General features: G+C 62.6%; 14 protein-coding genes. 7 read left to right on the top strand and 7 right to left on the bottom strand.

The window, feature by feature from the left end; translation table 11 throughout:
• Window positions 1–210: 210 nt before the first annotated feature.
• The 6 genes from JNB71_RS17540 to JNB71_RS17515 all read right to left on the bottom strand — a co-directional run bounded on the left by JNB71_RS17540 (window position 211) and on the right by JNB71_RS17515 (window position 9,531).
• Complete coding sequence (locus JNB71_RS17540) at window positions 211–1,725, bottom strand: methyl-accepting chemotaxis protein (RefSeq protein WP_220373100.1); 1,515 nt, start codon at window positions 1,723–1,725, stop codon at window positions 211–213.
• 300 nt (window positions 1,726–2,025) lie between these two features.
• Window positions 2,026–3,336, bottom strand: a complete 1,311-nt coding sequence (xylA, locus tag JNB71_RS17535; protein WP_220373099.1) for a xylose isomerase — start codon at window positions 3,334–3,336, stop codon at window positions 2,026–2,028.
• 168 nt (window positions 3,337–3,504) lie between these two features.
• Window positions 3,505–4,959 (bottom strand): xylulokinase, encoded by a 1,455-nt coding sequence (gene xylB, locus JNB71_RS17530; RefSeq protein WP_220373098.1) that lies wholly within the window; start codon window positions 4,957–4,959, stop codon window positions 3,505–3,507.
• 65 nt (window positions 4,960–5,024) lie between these two features.
• Entirely contained in the window at window positions 5,025–6,062 is a 1,038-nt protein-coding gene (locus JNB71_RS17525; protein WP_220373097.1) for a LacI family DNA-binding transcriptional regulator, read from the bottom strand.
• A gap of 398 nt (window positions 6,063–6,460) precedes the next feature.
• A complete protein-coding gene (locus JNB71_RS17520) occupies window positions 6,461–8,053 on the bottom strand; it encodes a DHA2 family efflux MFS transporter permease subunit (protein WP_220373096.1) in 1,593 nt (530 codons plus the stop codon).
• A gap of 254 nt (window positions 8,054–8,307) precedes the next feature.
• Window positions 8,308–9,531 (bottom strand): HlyD family secretion protein, encoded by a 1,224-nt coding sequence (locus tag JNB71_RS17515; RefSeq protein ID WP_220373095.1) that lies wholly within the window; start codon window positions 9,529–9,531, stop codon window positions 8,308–8,310.
• Window positions 9,532–9,657: 126 nt separating this feature from the next.
• Between JNB71_RS17515 and JNB71_RS17510 the strand changes: the two genes are divergently transcribed.
• The 5 genes from JNB71_RS17510 (at window position 9,658) to JNB71_RS17490 (ending at window position 15,366) form a co-directional block, all read left to right on the top strand.
• Window positions 9,658–10,371, top strand: a complete 714-nt coding sequence (locus JNB71_RS17510) for a TetR/AcrR family transcriptional regulator (protein WP_220373094.1) — start codon at window positions 9,658–9,660, stop codon at window positions 10,369–10,371.
• Window positions 10,372–10,539: 168 nt separating this feature from the next.
• Window positions 10,540–11,289 (top strand): TerC family protein, encoded by a 750-nt coding sequence (locus tag JNB71_RS17505; protein ID WP_220373093.1) that lies wholly within the window; start codon window positions 10,540–10,542, stop codon window positions 11,287–11,289.
• Between the two features lie 640 nt (window positions 11,290–11,929).
• Window positions 11,930–13,387, top strand: coding sequence for a glutamate--tRNA ligase (gene gltX / locus JNB71_RS17500; protein ID WP_220373092.1), 1,458 nt, complete (start codon window positions 11,930–11,932; stop codon window positions 13,385–13,387).
• A gap of 199 nt (window positions 13,388–13,586) precedes the next feature.
• Window positions 13,587–15,083, top strand: coding sequence for a lysine--tRNA ligase (gene lysS, locus JNB71_RS17495; protein ID WP_220373091.1), 1,497 nt, complete (start codon window positions 13,587–13,589; stop codon window positions 15,081–15,083).
• A 109-nt stretch (window positions 15,084–15,192) separates the two neighbouring features.
• The gene (locus JNB71_RS17490) at window positions 15,193–15,366 is read left to right on the top strand and encodes a DUF1328 domain-containing protein (RefSeq protein WP_220373090.1); all 174 of its coding nucleotides are present in this window, start codon (window positions 15,193–15,195) and stop codon (window positions 15,364–15,366) included.
• Window positions 15,367–15,478: 112 nt separating this feature from the next.
• Here the strand turns inward: JNB71_RS17490 and JNB71_RS24525 are convergent, their stop codons facing one another.
• Window positions 15,479–16,333, bottom strand: coding sequence for a hypothetical protein (locus JNB71_RS24525; protein ID WP_223215907.1), 855 nt, complete (start codon window positions 16,331–16,333; stop codon window positions 15,479–15,481).
• Window positions 16,334–16,590: 257 nt separating this feature from the next.
• On the opposite strand from JNB71_RS24525, the gene JNB71_RS17480 reads away from it, so the two are divergent.
• The gene (locus JNB71_RS17480; RefSeq protein ID WP_220373089.1) at window positions 16,591–17,826 is read left to right on the top strand and encodes an NAD(P)/FAD-dependent oxidoreductase; all 1,236 of its coding nucleotides are present in this window, start codon (window positions 16,591–16,593) and stop codon (window positions 17,824–17,826) included.
• A 91-nt stretch (window positions 17,827–17,917) separates the two neighbouring features.
• On the top strand, window positions 17,918–18,877 hold the full coding sequence (locus JNB71_RS17475) for a nucleoside hydrolase (protein ID WP_220373088.1): 960 nt from the start codon (window positions 17,918–17,920) through the stop codon (window positions 18,875–18,877).
• Window positions 18,878–18,887: the final 10 nt, after the last annotated feature.

Genomic DNA, 18,887 nt, shown 5'->3' with positions numbered 1-18,887 from the left:
CGGCGTTGCCGCATCAGGTCGCAGAGGGCCGGCAAGCTCTCGCGTCCCGGCCTCTCTTTAAAAATCAAGGCTGCATCAGACGTAGCCGTTGACGTTTTCCAAGAGTTCCTAGCTGCCGGACTTCGGCTGTCGGGTGCGCAATTCGGCACGCCTTGACGAAGCGCTGAGGCTTGCGCTCAGCACTGCGCCAAGCGTCCGGCCATCTATCGATCAGGCGTAACGACGTTGCGCGGGGTGCAGCACGACATTGGCGGTTCGGCGCGGCTGCGAGACGACAAAACGATCGGCAAGCCCCTTCAGGCCGGCGCTGACGCGCATCAGATTGTGGGTCGCGGCATGGGTCTGCTCGACCATGGCGGCATTTTGCTGGGTCATCTGATCCATGCCCGTTACCGCCGTGTTGATCTCGCTGATGCCGATCGCCTGCTCGCGCGCAGATCCGGCGATGGCATCGATATGCCCGTTGATGTGCGTCACCTGCTCGCCGATGGTGCGCAGTGCCTCGCCGGTACGGTTGACCAGGGAAACGCCCGTCAACACATCCTCGAAGGACTTGTCGATCAGCGACTTGATTTCCTGGGCCGCAGCAGCCGATTTTTGCGCCAGTTCGCGAACTTCCTGAGCGACCACGGCGAAACCCTTCCCCGCATCGCCCGCACGGGCAGCCTCGACTCCGGCATTCAGGGCAAGCAGATTCGTCTGGAACGAGATCTGGTCGATAACGCTGATGATCTGGGTAATCTTTTGCGAGGATTCCTCGATCGCGCTCATGGCGGCAACGGCCTGTTCGACGACCTCGCCGGATTTGCGGGCTTCTTCGGTCGCATGACCAACGACGCGGCGGGCTTCCTCGGTGCGGATTGCCGCCTCCTTAGAGATCGTCGTGATCTCCTCAAGAGCGGCTGCAGTCTGCTCGAGCGAGGCGGCCTGCTGCTCGGTGCGGCGGGCCATATCATCCACCGCGGTCACCAGTTCGCCGGCATTGCCCGAGGTCTCGCCTGCGGCAAGCACGATCGATCCGAGTGTCTCGTCGAGTGTGGCGAGCGCCGAATTGAAATTGGACCGCAGTTCGCCGAACTGCGGTGCGAGCGCCTGGTCGATCGAAGCAGTAAGGTCTCCCCTGGCAAGCCCGGTCAAGGACTTGTCCAGCGCGGAAAGCGCCTCGTCCTGCTGTGCGCCGAGCGCCTGACGCTCCGCCTCCACCTTTGCTCGCTCGGCCTGCAAGGTTTCGAGATAGACCGATATCGCGTAGTCCATGTCGATGAACGCCGCCTTCATGATAGCCGTGACCTCGGCGCTGATGGTCTTGGCTTTCTTGTTGTAGAGGAAACCTTCCAGATGCTTCTCCACCACGGCCTTGATGATCGATTCCATGATCAGCGCGTAACCACCGATATACCAGCGCGGCTCGAGACCAAGGCGGGCATGGGCCTTGCCGATTGCAGTCACCGCATCGACATAGGTCTCATCAAAAGCGCCGCTCGCGATCTGATCCCAATGCAGGGCTTGACGGGACTTGGCGCTCTTGACGTGCGCGTCGCTGGAAAAGAATTTTGCGGTGATCGGATTGGTGGTCGCCTTGCGGTAGAAAGCATCGAGCGCGCCGTCAAGCGAGGCCGAAATGGTGGGCTTTGCCCGCCCCAGGGCAATACGCTCCTCGTCGCCGAGTCCGACGAAATCCAGCCGCTCCTTGAGGTGTTGGGGTCTGGAAGCAGAAACAGTCATGCCGGTCATCCTACATCGAAAATTGAAAAGAGATGCGGACTGCTCGATCGGCTTCATGCCGGCAGGTAAGAATACGCGCCTGGCAAGCGTTAGGACGCCATGGTTAAGATTGCCTTTAAGCCGCGACGGGCCGAATGGTCGCAAAATTATTTATCTTGTTGATTTTATTTGTTGATCTTGCTTCTACGACATTTGTCGACAAAATGTCGCATAAGACCAAAGGCACTATCAAAGCGGCTTTCAGAAGAAAGGGCGCCGGTAGCGCCCTTCCGAAATGCTTCATGGAAATTGCCCGAACGCTCAGACGTAGCGGTTGACGACGTTTTCCAAGAGTTCCTGCTTGCCGGATTTCGGCTGCGGGTTGATGTCCCTTGCCTCGACATAGTGCGCGATCTCTTCCAGCGAATATTCGCCGCGCAACATCTTCTGGCTTTCGGGCGAATCCCAACCGGCATAGCGTTCGGAAAGCGGCTGGGACAGCGCCTTGTCCTCGATCATCTTCGCTGCCGCCTTCAGGCCGCGGGCGCAGCAATCCATGCCGCCGATGTGGCCGATCAAAAGGTCTGCCGGATCGAGCGACTGGCGGCGCAGCTTGGCATCGAAGTTGGTGCCGCCCGTCGTAAAGCCGCCGCCTGCCAGAACATGGTAGTAGGCGAGCGCCATTTCCGGAACGTTGTTGGGGAACTGGTCCGTATCCCAGCCGGACTGGTAGTCGTTGCGGTTCATGTCGATCGAGCCGAAGATGCCGAGTGCGTTGGCAAGCGCCAGTTCATGCTCGAAGGAGTGGCCGGCGAGGATCGCATGGCCCTGCTCGATATTGACCTTCACCTCGTTTTCGAGGCCGTTCTTCTTGAGGAAGCCGTAGACGGTCGCGACGTCGTAGTCGTACTGGTGCTTGGTCGGCTCCTGCGGCTTCGGCTCAATCAGGATCTTGCCCTTGAAGCCGATCTTGTGCTTGTATTCGACGACCAAGTTAAGGAAGCGGCCGAGTTGGTCCAGTTCGCGCTTGAGGTCGGTATTCAGCAGGGTCTCATAGCCTTCGCGGCCGCCCCAGAGAACGTAGTTTTCGCCACCGAGTTTCTGCGTCGCGTCCATGCAGGTCTTCACGGTCGCGGCGGAGAAGGCAAAGACGTCCGGATCCGGATTGGTCGCGGCGCCCGACATGAAGCGGCGGTTGGAGAAGAGGTTGGCCGTGCCCCAGAGCAGCTTGACGCCGGTGGCTGCCTGCTTCTCGGCGAAGTAATCGACGATCTCGTTGAGGTTCTTGGTGTTCTCGGCGAAGTTCTTGCCTTCCGGACGCACGTCGGCGTCGTGGAAGCAATAGTAGGGCACGCCGAGCAGTGAGAAGAATTCGAAGGCGACGTCGGCCTTCAGTTTCGCGGCCTTCATCGTGTCTTCGAACCACGGGCGCAGGAAGGTCTGGCCGCCGAAGGGGTCGCCGCCCGGCCAGGTGAATGTGTGCCAGTAGGCGACCGCAAAGCGCAGGTGGTCTTCCATGCGCTTGCCAAGGACGATCTCGTCCGGCTGGTAGTGGCGGAAGGCCAGCGGGTTGGTGCTGTCGGGGCCTTCATACTTGATCTTGGCGATATCGCCGAAGAAACCGGTGCTCATCGTGTTGTCTCCTTTGGGTTTCATATCGTTTCAAACGGTGCGGCAGAGCCGTCCCCCTCACCCTGCCCTCTCCCCGGGGGAGAGGGGAAAGGAGGCGCGGCAGCGGATCTCTTCTCCCCCACGGGGAGAAGGTGCCGGCAGGCGGACGAGGGCGCGCAGCCCCTCGCCTCAGACCGCGGCGGACCTGATCGCCGGATAGAGCCGGCAATAGCGTTGATAGGCATCTTCATACGCCCCCTTGAGCGCAGCGTCGGGCTGAACGGTTTCGGCAGTCGCGGGGGCTGTGAAGACCGACAACGGATCGGCCCTGGTAGCGGCGACGAGACCAAGGCGGGCAGCCCCGAAGGCAGCGCCGAAATCGCCATCCGCCGGTATTTCGACGGGAATGCCGAGCGCCGTCGCGATCGACTTCAGCCAGTAGCGCGAGCGCGAACCGCCACCGATGGCGGTGACGCGGGATAAGGTGGTGCCGGCGGCCTTGAGGGCTTCCAGGCTATCGCGGAGCGCAAAGGACACCCCTTCGAGAACCGCCTGGGTCAGCACGACTCGACTGCTTTCATGGCCGAGACCGGCGAAGACGCCGCGGATCGCTGCATCGTTGTGCGGCGTGCGCTCGCCGGAAAGATAGGGCAGGAAGGTCACGCCCGAGGGCGCCTTCAGCGTCTCGCCGAGTTCCCCCGTCAGCTCGCCGGCACTTCTGCCGGTTACGCCGGAGTGCCAGTTGAGCGCGTCGGTCGCCGACAGGATGACGCCCATCTGGTGCCAGGTGTCTGGAAGCGCGTGGCAGAAAGCGTGGACGGCGCTTGCCGGATTGGGCAGGTAGCTGGAATTGGCGGCGAACAGCACGCCGGAGGTGCCGAGCGAGACGAAGGCATTTCCCTCGCCGACCGTGCCCATGCCGCAGGCGGAGGCGGCATTGTCGCCGGCGCCGCCGGCAACGACGACGCCTGAGCCCATGCCCCAGCTGGCGGCAAGATCGCTCCTCAATTGGCCGCCCGCCTCGGTACCTTCCACCAGGCTCGGCATCTGACGCTCCTTGAGGCCGGTTGCGGAAAGCAGGCTTTCCGACCAGGCGCGCTTGCCAGTGTCCAGCCAGGAGGTCCCGGCAGAATCGGACATTTCCGAGATATGCTCGCCGGTCAGCCAGAGACGCAAGTAATCCTTGGGCAGGAGTACCCAACGGACCTTGGCAAAGATTTCCGGTTCGTTTTCGGCAACCCAGACCAGCTTCGGCGCGGTGAAGCCGGGAAAAACGATGTTGCCGGTCAGGGCGCGGAACTGGGGATCGGCATCGAGGGCCGCAGCCTGTCTGAAACTGCGCGTATCGTTCCAGAGGATGCAGGGGCGCAGCACCTTGTCCTGATCGTCGAGCAGTGTCGCCCCGTGCATGTGGCCGGAAAGGCCGATGCCTTTGACGGCGGCGAGTTCTGCCGGATGGGCCGCCTTCAGCCCGGCGATCGCCTCTTCCGTCGCCCGGATCCAGTGTGCCGGATCCTGCTCCGACCAGCCCGGATGCGGACGCGAGACGTCGATGGCGCCCAATGCCGAACCGATGAGCCGCTGGCCGGCATCGATCAACAGCGCCTTTACCCCGGACGTGCCGAGGTCGATCCCCAGATACATGAAGGTCTCCCTATAGTCTTTATAGTTCTTTATCGTTCGTTGCCCTGCCGGGGCTTTGGCTTTCGTCACCCTTCGTCGAAGGGCAGATTGTCCTTGAGGAAAATGTCGATGTAGATGCGCTCCTGCGCGCCGATGACCGCGGCGCCATCGGCCTTGGCCTTCAGCACCCGCACGGCGCTGCGCACTTCGTGGCCGGCATCCTGATTGAGGACGGCGTCGATCAGCCCCTCATTCAGCGCCGCGCGCGTATGCCGCGTCAGTTCATGGGCAATGACGCAGACCGGCGGGGCGTCCTTTCGCTGCTTCAAGGCGGCGATCAGGCCACGATTGCCGGCACCGAGGCTGTAGATGCCGACAGTCCCGGGCGATGCGGCAAGCGCCTCGCTGACAAGCTTTTCCGTCAGCACTGGATCATCCTGTCCCTCGATAACCGGCAGCAGCGTGTGTCCGGGAAAGTCCTCGTCCATCACCGCGCGAAACCCGTCGAGGCGTTCGCGATGGTCGCGCACCAGCATTGAACCGGCAAGCACGGCGATCGGCCCGGGTCGGCCACCGAGGAAACGGCCCAGCAGGCTTGCCGCCGTTCGCCCTGCCGCAACGTTGTCCACCCCGGCGAAATGATCGCGCGCGGAGCCGGCCAGATCTGAAACCAGCGTCACGACCGGAATGCGGTCGGCCCGCAGGCGGTTTACGGCGGCGATCACTTCCGGGGATTCAACCGCCACCACCGCGACACCGGCCGGCGCCGTCGCGCGGACCTCGTCGAGCGCCGCAACCAGGGCTTCGGCGTCGAAGGCCGGAACCTTGACGATGGAAATCACCATCCGCTCCAGCGGCCCGCGGGCCATCGCCGCATGCACTTCGGCTTCAAGACCGCGCATGAAGGAATTATCGCCGGAGGGCAAGATGAAGACGAACGGGTATATACGGCTTTTGGCGAGGTTCGCCGCCGCCACATCGCGGACGTAGCCAATCCTCTCGATCGCCTGCTCGACACGGTCGCGGGTCACCTTGCGAACACCTGCCCGCTTGTTCAAGACCCTGTCTACGGTCGCAAGGCTGACCCCCGCCGCAGCGGCAATATCGTGAACTGTCGGGCGCATGTTTCCTCCGCGAGAACCTTTACCGGAAAATTTGAGGTACGTAAATCAGAAAATTACTCCGGCATTGTGAAATGCGGTTGGCACGCCGTCGAGCGCTAGGCAAGACGCTTGCTTGAAGACGTTCCTGAAGGCCGCATTGCCATCGCTTCTCCCGGCTTGAGCGAGAGCCGCGTCCGTAGCGGAATTTGTGACATGGACGAGCGCAAAGCCGCGTTTGGCCAATTCGGACTGAGCCTGTTGCCGGGGAAGGGCACGCATGGACATCGACGGAAAAGAGAGAGCGCGTCGAGAGCGGAAGAAAAGCGTCGCTGTTCATGCAGACTGCCCCGAGAAATCACCTTGGGGCAGTCTGGTCGATCACACTGGTCGCGTACAGAGGTTTTCGCGACGGCTGCAGGTCAATGACCGCCCCCGCCGCCGCCCGGCGCAGCCTGCGGCTTCTTGATCAGGAACGCGGCCACGACCAGGGCTGCGAACAGGAAGGTGAGGATCAGGAAGACATCGATGAAGGACAGGATCGTCGCCTGCTGCTGCACCATGCCGGAGAGTTTCTGGATGGCGATCGTTGCGCCGTCGAGGCCGTGCGAATTGTATTTCGCGATCATGTTGTTGAGCTGGTCGATGGCTTCCGGGTTGCCCCACTGAACATGCTCCTGAAGCCGGGCATAGTGCTCTTCCTGGCGCTGCGTCAGGATGGTGTTGATTGCAGCCAGGCCGACGGCGCCACCAAGATTGCGGGTCAGGTTGAACAGGCCGGAGGCGCCGCGAACCCGCTCCGGAGACAGCGTTCCGAGCGCGACGTTGTTGATCGGCACCATGCAGAGCATCAGGCCGCAACCGCGCAGGATCTGCGGAACGAGGAGTTCGTAGAAATCCCAGTCGGCGGTCATGTGGCTCATCATCCAGGTGCCGGAGGCGAAGCTGGCAAAGCCGATCGCCATCATCACACGCGGATCGAGCTTTGTCGACAACTTGCCGGCGATCGGCGCAGTGCAGAACATCGCAAGGCCCGAAACGAACATGGTTTGCCCGATCATCAGCGAATCATAGCCGCGGATCCGGCCGAGATAGAGCGGATAGAGATAGGTCAGGCCATAGAGCCCGATGCCCATGATGAAGGAGAACAACGAACCGAAGGCGAAGTTGCGGTTGGCGAAGGCTCTGAGATCGACGATCGGGAACTCGACCTCGAAGGCGCGGTAGAAGAAGACAAGAGCCCCCAGGGTGGAGGCGATTGCACCCATGAAGATATATTCGTCGCTGAACCAGTCATTGGCATTGCCTTCCTCGAGCACGTATTCGAGCGAGCCGAGGAAGACGGCCATGGAGAGCAGGCCCCACCAGTCGAACTTCTTCATCAGGCCGAGTTCGGGCTTGTCGAAGTCGATGAAATTCCAGGTGATGATCGTCACCAGGATGCCGGGGATGATGTTGACGAGGAAAAGCCAGTGCCAGGAGAAGGCATGGCTGAGATAGCCGCCGACCGTCGGGCCGATGGTCGGGGCGAGCGTGGCGACGAGGCCGATGATCGGAGAGACGATGCTGCGCTTGGACGGCGGGAAGATCGTGAAGGCGGCCGCAAAGACTGACGGGATCATGCCGCCGCCGATGAAGCCCTGCAGTGCCCGGTAGACAATCATCTGGTCGATATTGGTGGCAGTAGCCGCCAGCGCGCTGGCGATTGTGAAGCCGGCCGCCGAAACCGAAAAGAGGATGCGGGTGGAGACGATGCGCGCCAGCGTGCCCGACAGCGGGATCATGATCACTTCGGCGATCAGGTAGGCCGTCTGCACCCAGGCGACCTCGTCGGAGCCGGCGCTGAGGCCCGCCTGGATTTCCGCAAGCGAAGCCGAGACGATCTGAATGTCGAGGATCGACATGAACATGCCGAAGACCATCGCGAAGAAGGCGATCAGGCGCTTCGGATCCATCCGCTCGGCCGCGCCGGCGGCAGGAAGCGGGATCGTGCCCGCAGTGGCAGTGGCAGCCATCGGCTCTTGCTCCCGGCCCGGCTCCCGTTGCGAAGAACGGTGCGGCCATTTTGGTCATAAAAAATGCACTGCCCCACCGGGCCTGGAGATTGCGCGAGAAGCCCCTCATCCGCCCTTCGGGCACCTTCTCCCCGTCATGACGGGGAGAAGGACAAGCCGCAAAACCCCGGAAAGGTCCCCTCTCCCCGCGAGCGGGGAGAGGGCTAGGGTGAGGGGCTTTTTGAGAGCATGGACCTATCCCACCAGAAACCCGATCACTTGACCGCGGCGACAGCCTGGTGCTGCGGCGCCGTGCGGGTATCGACATCAACGACGACGCTCAAACCCGCGCGCAACCGTCCGCTGTCAAGCACGTCCTTCGGGAAGACGATGCGGACCGGCACACGCTGGATCACCTTGGTGAAGTTGCCCGTGGCGTTTTCAGCCGGCAGCAGCGAGAAGACCGAGCCGGAGGCCGGCGAGATCGACTGCACGGTGCCGACGATCGGCTCCTCGTCGAAGGCGTCCACATGGATGCTGACCTTCGAGCCCGGCACCATGTGGGCGATCTGCGTTTCCTTGAAATTGGCGTCGATATAGAGTTGGTCGACCGGAACAAGGGCAGCCAGGCGCTGGCCGGCGGACACCAGGTCTCCGTCCTGGACGGCCAGATTGCCGACGATACCGTCATAGGGCGCTTTCAGCACCGTGAAGCCGAGGTCGCGCTCCGCCTTGTCACGCGCCAGTTCGAGCGAGCGGATGGTGCTCTCGGCTTCGGCGCGCTGGGCAGTCAGGACCGCGATGTTGGCGTTCGCGGCAACGATATTGGCGTCCGCACCGGCAAGGTTGGCCTTGGCCTGGTCGAGCGCAACCTGCGCGCTGTCGAGGTCGGCGACCGTACCGACTGCCTTTGACTGGAGGTCGCTGGCACGCCTGAAAGTGATTTCGGCGCCCCGGACGCTCGCCTCAAGCGCGGCCTTCTGGGCCCGCGTCTGCTGCAGGCTGGCCTTGGCGCCGGCGATCTGCGCGTCAAAGCGCTGCAGCGACAGCTTTTCAGTGTCGATCTGCGCCTTGGCCTGGTCGGCAGCGATGCGGTAATCTTCCTTGTCGAGCGTGATCAGCGGGTCGCCGGCCTTGACATGCTGGTTGGCAACGACGTTGACCTTCTCGACATAGCCCGAAACCTTCGGCGAGATCGAGGCGATGTCGCCTTCGACATAGGCATCGTCGGTCGAGATCATGAAGCGGCCATTGGTCCACCAGTCGTAGCCGTACCAGCCGCCGGCGGCGAGCGCAGCCATGGCGATCATCGGCATCAGAAGCTTGCGACGCTTCGGCGTCGGCTTTTCCTCAGCCCCGACAGCCTGCGGTGCCGCTTGCCCTTCGGTAGCGGGCTCGGTTACGCTCTTGGCCTGGGTCGCGATGTGTTCGTTGGGAGCTTCGAAATCGTCGCCCACTGGCCGAACACGCGCAGCACCGGTCTTGCTTGAAACTGACATTGCATCACCAACCCTTATGTGGGACAATTCGAACCGAACCGTTCAGTTCGATTGACTTAGCGCCAAATCGGCCGCATATCAAGAGTGAATCGAACCGATCGGTTCGAGAAAGTTAACGAGACAAGAATGTCCGGAGCAGACGAGAAACTGGCAGAACCGAATGTGACGAAGACTTCGGGTAGTGAGAACTGCCCGGCAGACCTGGGCGCTCTTCCTGGCCGCCGCGCCGCCGGCGAGGATCCGGCCAAACGCGATCAGATCATCGAGGGCGCCAAGCGCGTCTTCATGAGCGTCGGCTTCGACGCCGCCAGCATGAACGACATCACCCGCGAAGCGGGCGTCTCGAAGGGCACGATCTATGTCTATTTCGAGAACAAGGAAGACCTGTTTTCGGCGATGATCGAGCGCCAGCGCGCACTCTTCCTCGCCTCGGTCCGTACGGCGCTGGCCGAACACGAGGATCCCGTCGAGGTCAGTCTTTACAAATTCGGCGTCCACTTCGTCACGCACATGACCGACGAAAAGGTCATCAGCGCGATGCGCACCGTCATCGGCGTCCGCGACCGGATGCCTGCCCTTTGCCAACGCTTCTTCAAGGGGCCCGAGAATCTGCTGACGGTGGTGCGGGAGTTTCTGGAGTACAATGTCGCTGCAGGCAACCTGAACATCGACGACATCGATCTCGCGGCAAGCCAGTTTCTCGACCTCTCCAGCGGCAGCTTCTTCAAGCTGCGCCTCTTCGGAACAATGGAGACCGCACCGCCGCCGGAGGAAATTGATCGGGTCATCAGAGGCGCGGTTCGTGTCTTCATGGCCGCCTACGGGCCGCAGCGGAGCTGACGAGCGAGCCAGACGGGGAATTAACGGTATCCCCGGCAGCCGGATGGCCTGCAGCGCTTGTCACGGCGCAGATTCTGCATACATAGGGAAAGTCATTTCGCCCGCGCCACCCCTCGGTTGCGCGGGCTCCCTTATGTGCCCTTAGAATCGAGGAAGGAACCACCCCCGATGCAGGACATTTTGCTCCTTTTGCAAGATCCGACCGCCTGGATTGCCCTGATCACGCTGATCGTCATGGAGGTCGTGCTCGGCATCGACAACCTCATCTTCATCTCGATCCTGACCAACAAGCTGCCGGCGGAGCACCGCGAGAAGGCGCGTCGCATCGGCATCGGCCTGGCGCTGCTCATGCGGCTCGGCCTTTTGGGCACGATCGCCTGGATCGTGCAGCTGACGACGCCGGTGTTCGAGGCATTCGGCCATGGCTTCTCCTGGAAGGACATGATCCTGATCGCCGGCGGCCTGTTCCTCGTCTGGAAGGCCACCAAGGAAATCCACCACAATGTCGATCCGCAGGACCACGAGGAGGATTTCATTGCCAGCTCGGCGACCACCGGCTTTGCCGCAGCGATCGGCCAGATCCTGCTGCTCGACCTGGTGTTCTCCATCGACAGCATCATCACCGCGGTTGGCATGACACCGCATCTGCCGATCATGGTGGTCGCCGTCATCGTCGCCGTCACCGTCATGCTGGTGGCGTCCGGCCCGCTTGCCCGATTCATCGAGAGGAACCCGACCATCGTCATGCTGGCGCTCGGCTTCCTCCTGATGATCGGCACGACGCTGATCGCCGAAGGTGCCGGCTTCCATGTACCCAAGGGCTATGTCTACGCTGCCATGGCCTTTTCTGCCCTTGTCGAAGTGCTCAACATGCTGTCGCGCCGCAAGCGCCAGAAGGAAAAGGCTGCGCAACACTGACTACGCGATAGAACCGGGGCAAGGAGCCCGAGAGCACGAAGGGAGCGCTGCCGGATGGCGGCGCTTCCTGTTCTGCCGTGTCGCTGCTCATCGGGAGCCTGTCGCGACCGGCGACAGGACATGAAAAAGCCCCGGGACCGCCCATCCCGAGGCTTTTCAACGTTTGCACACAGTGAGGATACGAAGCCGAAGGGGTAAGGAGCTCGTCTGCCTTTTCGTCGGCTACGAAGAGAAACCGGAAAAATCTCCGTATTCTCCATCTCCCTCGCGTCCGGTTGTCACGGATTCGCATTCCTCACCGAGAAAACGGCCGGCCGCAGCAAAGGTTCCGGCCTTTCTCGACAATTTTTCCGTCTATGTGCAGGATTTACGGCCCCTGGGCCAAGCCCTTGCCGCCGCTCCCTGTCGAAAAACGCACGATTTGCAGGTAGCCGCACTCAAAACGCCGGCCATCGCTGGAGCGCAGTTTTCCTTGACGCGCCCGGTTGAATATGGTCTCACGCCAGCCAAATGGAATTTCCGGTATTTTCCGCCATTTCAGGCATCAATCGGGCATTTCCTTCCCTTAAAGCATGCGCCTTCGCGTCCGGCATCACTCCCCGGCACCAAGGCCGAAAGCACGTCAACGCGGGCCAGGATCATGACAGACAGACCAGTCCGGGTGCGGATTGCACCTTCCCCCACCGGCGAGCCGCATGTCGGCACCGCCTACATCGCCCTTTTCAACTATCTCTTCGCGAAGAAGCACGGCGGCGAATTCATCCTGCGCATCGAGGACACCGATGCGACCCGCTCGACGCCGGAGTTCGAGCAGAAGGTGCTGGACGCGCTGAAATGGTGTGGGCTGAAATGGTCTGAAGGCCCGGATATCGGCGGTCCCTATGGCCCTTACCGGCAGAGCGACCGCAAGGATCTCTACCGCCCCTACGTCGAGAAGATCGTCGAAAACGGCCATGGCTTCCGCTGTTTCTGCACGCCCGAGCGGCTCGAGCAGATGCGCGAGGCGCAGCGCGCCGCCGGCAAGCCGCCGAAATATGACGGCCTGTGCCTCAGCCTTTCGGCGGAGGAAGTCACCGGCCGCGTCAATGCGGGCGAGCCGCATGTGGTGCGGATGAAGATCCCGACCGAAGGCTCGTGCAAGTTCCATGACGGCGTCTATGGCGACGTGGAAATCCCGTGGGATGCGGTCGACATGCAGGTCCTGCTCAAGGCCGACGGCATGCCGACCTATCATATGGCCAACGTCGTCGACGACCACATGATGAAGATCACCCATGTCGCCCGCGGCGAGGAGTGGCTGGCCTCGGTGCCGAAGCACATCCTGATCTACCGGTATCTCGGCCTCGAGCCGCCGGTGTTCATGCACCTGTCGCTGATGCGCAATGCCGACAAGTCGAAGCTGTCGAAGCGCAAGAACCCGACCTCGATCTCCTATTACACGGCGCTCGGCTACTTGCCGGAGGCGCTCATGAACTTCCTCGGCCTGTTCTTCATCCAGATCGCCGAGGGCGAGGAGATGCTGACCATGGATCAGCTCGCCGAAAAATTCGATCCGGAAAACCTCTCGAAGGCCGGCGCGATCTTCGACATCCAGAAGCTCGACTGGCTGAACGGCCGCTGGCTGCGCGAGGGTCTGAGCGAAGAGGAATTTGCCGCCCGCGTGCTTTCCTGGGCAATGGAAAACGACCGCGTCAAGCAGGGCCTCAAGCTCTCCCAGTCGCGCATCACCAAGTTCGGCGAACTGCCCGACCTGGCCGGCTTCCTGTTCAAGTCGGATCTCGGCCTCGATGCGTCCTCCTTCGCCAAGGTGAAGTCGTCGCCCGACGAGCTGGTCGCCATCTTCAACGAAGTGCAGCCCTCGCTCGAGAAGATCCTCGAATGGAACGTCGAAGCGATCGAGGCCGAACTGCGCGCGGTGGCCGAACGCCTCGACAAGAAGCTGAAGGTGGTCGTCGCGCCGCTCTTCATCGCCGTTTCGGGCTCATCGCGTTCGCTGCCGCTGTTCGATTCCATGGCGATCCTCGGCCGCTCGGTCGTGCGCCAGCGCCTGAAGGTTGCGGGCCAGGTCGTGGCGAGCATGGCAGGCAGCGGGAAGTAAAAACAGGCTCCCTCTTCTCCCCGGTGGGGAGAAGTGCCGAGCGCGAGCGAGGCGATAAGGGGGTCCTTCGGCAAACTTTGAGATCTGTGGCTCGCCGTCATCCGGCCCTGCGGGCCACCTTCTCCCCGAGGGAAGAGAGGGAGAGGGCCGCAGCCGCAGAAATTCTTGAGAACACAAGCCCTATCAAAGGCACGACACGATGAACGACAAGACCCAGGAAACAGCCCTCTCCTCCGACGTCACGGAAGTGCGCGCCCAGAAGCTGAAGCTGTTGCGCGAGCAGATCGGCGACGTCTATCCGGCGCATTTCCATCGCTCGATCACCAATGGCGAACTGGCGCAAAAATACGAGAGCCTTGAGCCCGATACCGAGACGCAGGATGTCGTGACCGTTGCCGGCCGCGTCTATTCCTCGCGCAATTCCGGCATGTTCATGGATATCCGGGACGCGAGCGGCAAGATCCAGATCTTTTCCCACAAGGATACGACGCCGGAAGAGGCGCGCGCACTGCTGCCGATGATCGACCTCGGCGACATCATCGGCGTCACCGGCGTCGTCCGCCGCACCAAGCGCGGCGAACTGACGATCAACGCGCAACAGATCACCATGCTGACCAAGTCGCTGCTGCCGATGCCGGAAAAGTGGCACGGCGTCTCCGACATCGAGCTGCGCTACCGCAAGCGCCATCTCGACATCATGACCAACGAGGAATCCAAGCTCCGCTTCCAGAGCCGCTCGAAGATTGTCTCCGGCATCCGCCGCTTCATGGAAAACGACGGCTTCATGGAAGTCGAGACGCCGATGCTGCACTCGGTCTATGGCGGCGCCACCGCCGAGCCCTTCAAGACGCACCACAACACGCTGAAGCTCGACATGTACCTGCGCATCGCGCCCGAGCTGTTCCTGAAGCGCACCCTGGTTTCCGGCCTCACAGACAAGGTGTTCGAGATCAACCGCAACTTCCGCAACGAAGGCGTCTCTACGCGGCACAATCCCGAATTCACCATGATGGAGTGCTACTGGGCCTATGCCGATTACGAGGACATCATGGACCTCGTCGAGCGGCTCTTCTCCGAGCTGGCGATAAAGGTGCATGGCAGCACGGAATTCGCCTATGGCGACAAGGAGCTCTCCTTCAAGGGGCCGTTCCGCCGCGTGCCGATGCCGGATGCCGTCAAGGAGGCCACGGGCATCGATTTCCTGGCGATCAAGACCGATGAAGAAGCGCGTGCCGCCGCCAGGGCTGCCGGCTTCGAGATCGAGAAGGACTGGACCTGGGGCGAATGCCTCGCCTTCATCTTCGAAGAGAGGGTCGAGCCGACCCTCATCCAGCCGGCCCATGTCACGCATTTCCCGAAGGACATCTCGCCCTTTGCCAAGGAAGTGCCGGGCGAGCCGCGCCTCGTCGAGCGCTTCGAGACCTATTGCAACACCTGGGAACTCGGCAACGCCTTTTCGGAACTCAACGATCCGGAAGAGCAGCGCGCCCGCATGGTCGAGCAATTGGAGCAGGCGCATGCGCGCGGCGAGAAGGCAAAGCAGCTGGACGACGAATTCCTCGACGCCATCGACCAGGGCATGCCGCCCGCCGGGGGCCTTGGCATCGGCGTCGACCGGTTGATCATGCTGCTCACCAATGCACCGTCGATCCGCGACGTCATCCTCTTCCCGGCCCGCCGCAGCAAGGCGGACTGAGACCCTCGTCGCGAGCGCGCCGCCCGCAGGCGGCGTATCTCCTCCGGCAAATGGAACTTTTACCGATCCCGCGCGTCAATCCGTGCAGAATCGGCAAAGGAACCTTGCCATGCTCAAATGGGCTCTTATCTTTCTGGTCATTTCGCTGATCACAGGATTTCTCGGGTTTTCCGGGGTCTCGGCCGCAGCCGCGACGATCTCGCGCGTGCTCTTCGCCATCGCCCTGATCATCTTCCTGATCTTCGTGGCTCTCGCCTTCCTCGCTACCAGCGCAGTCGTTTGACAGGGGAACGAACGCCTGCGCGTGTATGGCAAACGGCCCGGCTCGGCAAGCGGCTCTGCTTCTTCGTTTTTGTAAAGCGGATTGATGTTTCAGGTCGATTCGGCCTCCGGGTCTAGTGGCCAGCCCCCTCGCCCCCGGCCTTTTCGGCACCTCGATCGGCGGGCGCCTCCCCGGCCGGTTCAGCGCTTTGGCCCCAGACCATTGCCATCATCGAGCCGAGCAAACCTTTCTCCTGCTTCGCTTCACCATGCTCCGGCAGCGGCTCTTCGCCCTGTTCCGGTGCTGCGGCCTCGGCGCCGTGCTCGACAGCGGCTTCTGCCTGGTCAGCCGCGGCTTCCTCGCCATGCGCGCCCGATGCCGAGCCGACGGCTCCCGCTGTGGCTGCAGCGGCAGCGCCGATCGGATCGAAGCAATCCGACTTGTCGTCCATCGCCGTCATCGTGCTCTTGATATCGTCGGTCGTCAGAGCGACTTCGCGGCCGTAGAACAGGCCCGCCGTGTTGGCCGTGCCTTCATTGTAGCGCGCAACGAACGGTGTGCTCATGCCCGGCATCCGCGTCGGATCGGGCGCAAACAGCACTTCCGCGCCGATGGCCGGTCCGCGTCGTTCGGCGCGGTCCTGCGGGCCGGCCTGGTCGAGAACGACGACCTGATAGAGATCGGCCTTTTCTTGCCTGGCAAGCAGGCCGGTGATCCGCAACGCCGTGCGCACGCGATCGACGCCGCCGGCGCTTTCGATGCTGACATATTTGCGGATCCAGCGCTGGCCGTTGCGGCGCACTTTCAGCGTTTCGACGGTGGTGCACGCAAGGCCTGAGAGCGAAGGGGCCCTCTCACGGGCGACACCCAGGAGCGCATCCGTGCCGGAATAGACGGCAAACGCGCCGGATGCGCCGGACAGGACGAGGACGCCGGCGATGACGAACATGACTTTCCGGGGGCGTATCTTCTTGAAGACCGCCTTCACGCGCGTCGCTCCGCCATTCGCTCAACTCCAACCATTCATGAACCGAGACGACAGTCTACGCGCGCGACGTTTCGGAAGTTTAAACGCCGTGGCGACCTTGACGACGATAGCTGGCACAAGTCCGCAAAGCCGAACTTGCACGCTGTTTCGCCAGGAACAGGGAAATTGCAGTGAAAATTTCGCGGGAGACGGCTTGATCGAAACCATATGGCGGGCGAAGACAGGCGGCAAGCAGGCAGGTAGGCTCGGAGCAGGATATGGCACGCATTGGCATCGCGGGGGCGGGCATCATCGGATGCGCCACCGCCGTTCATCTGATCGAGCAGGGTCACGACGTCACCGTGTTCGAAAAGGATCCGGGCGGCCTGCCCGCCTCCGTCGGCAATGCCGGCATTCTCGCCGTGCCGGAGATCGATCCGCTGGCGCGTCCCGACATGATCCTGTCCGCACCTAAATGGCTGCTCGACCCGCTCGGGCCGCTGACCCTGCGCTGGCAGGACCTGCCGGCGCTGACGCCGTGGCTGGTGAGCCTCCTCATGGCGGCCACGCCGGCCCGGGTCAAACAGTCGCGGATTGCGCTCCTGGGCTTGATGCGCGAAGCCCTTGGAGCGCACGAACACCTTGCACGGGTGACCGGCCTTTCCGGCCACATGAAGCCAACCGGCGCGCTGACGATCTTCGACAGCGAAAAGGCGGTTGACGACGCCTTTCGCCACGGCCGCGAGAACGCGACGCTGCTTGGCTATGCGGTCGAGAAACTCGATGTCGGACAGGCACGCGCCCGCGTGCCGGCGCTGGAAGGCAAGTTCGCCGGCGGAGTCTTTTCCGCCGGCTACCAGACTTTCCTCGATCCGCTCGCCTTGCTCAGGCATCTCCAGGCCTATGTCCGAGAACGCGCAACGCTTGTCGATGCCGCGGTGGAGAGCGTTCGACAGGAGGCCAATGGCGTCACCTTCCTCGCGACAGGGGAAGCGCCCGCGACCTTCGACAAGGTGGTGATAGCGGCCGGAGTCTGGTCTCGCACCCTGGTGCGGCAGCTGGGCTTGAGGGTCCTGCTCGAAACCGAGCGCGGCTACAACACGACCTTCACCAATCCGCAGGTGACGCTAGACCTGCCGGTTTTCTTCGCCGAACACGGCTTCGTCGCCACGCCCCTGCGGAATGCCTTGCGCGTTGGCGGTGCGGTGGAACTGGCAAAGCCGGAAGCCCCGGCCAATTTCGCCCGCGCCGCCGCCATGCGCCAGAAGATGCGGCGCTACGTCCCGAGCCTGCCGGAAACCGGCGGCACCGAATGGATGGGTCGCCGGCCGTCGACACCGGACTCGGTGCCCGTCATCAGCCTTTGCCCGGCCGACCCGCGCATCGCGCTGGCTTTCGGCCACGGTCATCTCGGCCTGACGCTTTCGGCCATCACCGGCCGGAAGATCGCCCAGCTGCTGAATTCCGGCGAAACTCCGGACCTTGGTCCCTTCAGCATCCAGCGCTTCCAATGACGCCCGGCGCGCCGCGGTTGACTTACGACGGCCGTGGCAGTTTCAGTCGCGACAGTTCCGCAGCATTTCAAAACAAAGAAAAGAAGGCATCATGCACAAGGTAATTTTTGATACGGACCCCGGCGTCGACGATGCGATGGCGCTGCTTTTCCTGCACAATCATCCTGAAATCGACCTGATCGGCATCACCTCGGTATTCGGCAATGCCTCGATCGACACGACGACGCGCAATGCGCTGTACCTGAAGCAGCAGTGGAACATCCCCGCTCCCGTCGCCAGGGGAGCCGGCGAAACGCTCGATCCGGCGCGTCCGCATGTCGACTGGCCGACCGGCATCCATGGCCATGACGGGCTCGGCAATATCGGCGCCCCGGAAACCGTCGATCTTGCCTGCGATCCGCGGCCCGCGCATCGCTTCATCATCGAGACCGTGCGCGCCAATCCGGGCGAAGTGACGCTCGTTGCCGTCGGCCGCATGACCAATCTCGCGCTCGCTCTGCGCGATGATCCGGACATTGCCGTGCTCGTCAAGGAAGTCGTCATCATGGGCGGCGCATTCGACATGCGCGGCAACATCACGCCGGCCGCCGAAGCCAATATCCACGGCGACCCCGAAGCCGCCGATGCGGTGATGACTGCCCCCTGGCCGGTCGTCGTCGTCGGCCTCGACGTCACGGAGGAGACGGTGATGACCCGCGCAAGGCTCGCGGCCATCGTCGCAACCGGCGGCGAACGGGCGAAGCTGCTCTCCGACATCTCGCAATTCTACATCGATTTCTACGAGCAGCATGTCGAGGACGGCATGGTGATCCATGACAGCTGCGCCTGCGTCTATGTCGTCGCGCCGCATCTCTTCACGCTGCGCAGCGGCGCGATCCGCGTCGTCTGCGGCGGCATTGCCGACGGCCAGACGATCCAGAAGGCCGACGATCACCTGTTCCCGCCGAGTGCGTGGGACAATCTGCCGAGCCAGAACGTCTGCGTGGGGATCGACGCCGACGCGGTGCTCGACCTGATCTCCGAGACCCTCGCGCTGAACCCGGCAGCCTGACGCATAAAAA

This window comes from Rhizobium herbae, from assembly GCF_019511375.1.
Lineage (GTDB): Bacteria > Pseudomonadota > Alphaproteobacteria > Rhizobiales > Rhizobiaceae > Pararhizobium > Pararhizobium herbae_A.
Note: the sequence above shows the minus strand (reverse complement) of the source record. Positions and strands in the feature narration are given on the sequence as shown.

Excerpts from the sequence above, each read along its gene's own strand:
- JNB71_RS17505 (WP_220373093.1), top strand. The coding sequence starts at position 10,540 with ATGCAGGACATTTTGCTCCTTTTGCAAGATCCGACCGCCTGGATTGCC.
- lysS (WP_220373091.1), top strand. The coding sequence starts at position 13,587 with ATGAACGACAAGACCCAGGAAACAGCCCTCTCCTCCGACGTCACGGAA.
- xylB (WP_220373098.1), bottom strand. The coding sequence starts at position 4,959 with ATGTATCTGGGGATCGACCTCGGCACGTCCGGGGTAAAGGCGCTGTTG.
- JNB71_RS17480 (WP_220373089.1), top strand. The coding sequence starts at position 16,591 with ATGGCACGCATTGGCATCGCGGGGGCGGGCATCATCGGATGCGCCACC.
- JNB71_RS17525 (WP_220373097.1), bottom strand. The coding sequence starts at position 6,062 with ATGCGCCCGACAGTTCACGATATTGCCGCTGCGGCGGGGGTCAGCCTT.
- JNB71_RS17510 (WP_220373094.1), top strand. The coding sequence starts at position 9,658 with ATGTCCGGAGCAGACGAGAAACTGGCAGAACCGAATGTGACGAAGACT.
- JNB71_RS17475 (WP_220373088.1), top strand. The coding sequence starts at position 17,918 with ATGCACAAGGTAATTTTTGATACGGACCCCGGCGTCGACGATGCGATG.
- JNB71_RS17540 (WP_220373100.1), bottom strand. The coding sequence starts at position 1,725 with ATGACTGTTTCTGCTTCCAGACCCCAACACCTCAAGGAGCGGCTGGAT.
- gltX (WP_220373092.1), top strand. The coding sequence starts at position 11,930 with ATGACAGACAGACCAGTCCGGGTGCGGATTGCACCTTCCCCCACCGGC.
- JNB71_RS17515 (WP_220373095.1), bottom strand. The coding sequence starts at position 9,531 with ATGTCAGTTTCAAGCAAGACCGGTGCTGCGCGTGTTCGGCCAGTGGGC.
- JNB71_RS17520 (WP_220373096.1), bottom strand. The coding sequence starts at position 8,053 with ATGGCTGCCACTGCCACTGCGGGCACGATCCCGCTTCCTGCCGCCGGC.
- xylA (WP_220373099.1), bottom strand. The coding sequence starts at position 3,336 with ATGAGCACCGGTTTCTTCGGCGATATCGCCAAGATCAAGTATGAAGGC.
- JNB71_RS17490 (WP_220373090.1), top strand. The coding sequence starts at position 15,193 with ATGCTCAAATGGGCTCTTATCTTTCTGGTCATTTCGCTGATCACAGGA.